This is a genomic window from Protofrankia sp. CiP1_Cm_nod3 (genome assembly GCF_982290655.1).
In genome coordinates this window covers 15,456-16,381 of the sequence record NZ_CEVIVD010000023.1, presented here as the reverse complement: position 1 = coordinate 16,381, position 926 = coordinate 15,456, and the positions used below count along the sequence as shown (strand labels likewise).

The following is a 926-nucleotide window of genomic DNA, read 5'->3' as shown; positions in this document are numbered from 1 at the left end:
GCCGGCAGCGGCACCGGACGGTGGGAGGCGCCGGGTCGAATCCACGGGCTCGCTGCCCACGTCCGGGTCGTCGTCGTGTCCAGTGCTCACGGTCAGGATGGTCGCATGGATGGCGGATCCCGGCACGGCATGGGTCAGATCACCCGGGAAAGTGCCCGTCCCCGAACAGGTGCGGCACCCGCTCGGTGACGCTGGGCGGGCCCAGCCGGAAGACCGATCCGCGGGCGGCGGTGTAGGCGTTCCAGAAATGCTCGGCCACCGCGTCCGGGGAGAGCCGGCCGTCGGGGGCCACCCGGGCGTCGAGCACCACGGTCCGCAGCCGGATACCGCGGGCGCGCAGCACCGGCTCCAGCGACGTCCCGAGCGCGAGCAGCCCCGCCTTGCCGATCGCGAGGGCGAACCGGCCGGCGGCCGGCTCGGTCCGCGGCCCGGCCGCGGTCAGCAGCACACACGCCCCGGGACGCTCGGCCAGCAGCGTCACCGCGGCCTGGACGACGGTCAGCGCCCCGGTGACGTTGACCGCGAGGGTCTGGTTGACCGTGTCCGCCGACACCGACAGGGCGGTGCCCCGGATGCTCAGCTTGGCGTTGTAGACCACGGCGGTCAGGCCGCCGAGCTCGTCGGCGAGCTTGTCCAGCGCCGTGGCCACCGCGCCCGGCTCGGTGACGTCCGCAACCTCGCCACTGACGGCGATCCCGTCCCGGGCGAGGCCGGCCGTCACCCGGTGGACCGTGTCGGCCGACCGGGCGATCACCGCGAGCCCGAAGCCCTCCCGGGCGAACCGGCGCAGGAGCTGGACGCCGAACGCCTGCCCCGGCCCGACAACGACAAGCGCCCGCTCCCGGCGCGGGTCGGCGCGCTCCTGCTGCATGCGCCCATAGTGGCCCAGCGGGCCACGAGCTCATAACGGCCCAACGTGCCGCGAG

General features: G+C 75.1%; 1 protein-coding gene. It reads right to left on the bottom strand.

Annotation, left to right across the window (positions count from 1 at the left end; translation table 11 throughout):
• Positions 1–139: 139 nt before the first annotated feature.
• Positions 140–871, bottom strand: coding sequence for an SDR family NAD(P)-dependent oxidoreductase (locus tag AC5LUJ_RS07225; protein ID WP_493464671.1), 732 nt, complete (start codon positions 869–871; stop codon positions 140–142).
• Between the last annotated feature and the right edge of the window lie 55 nt (positions 872–926).

Coding starts and splice junctions, on each gene's coding strand:
- AC5LUJ_RS07225 (WP_493464671.1), bottom strand. CDS start 871: ATGCAGCAGGAGCGCGCCGACCCGCGCCGGGAGCGGGCGCTTGTCGTT.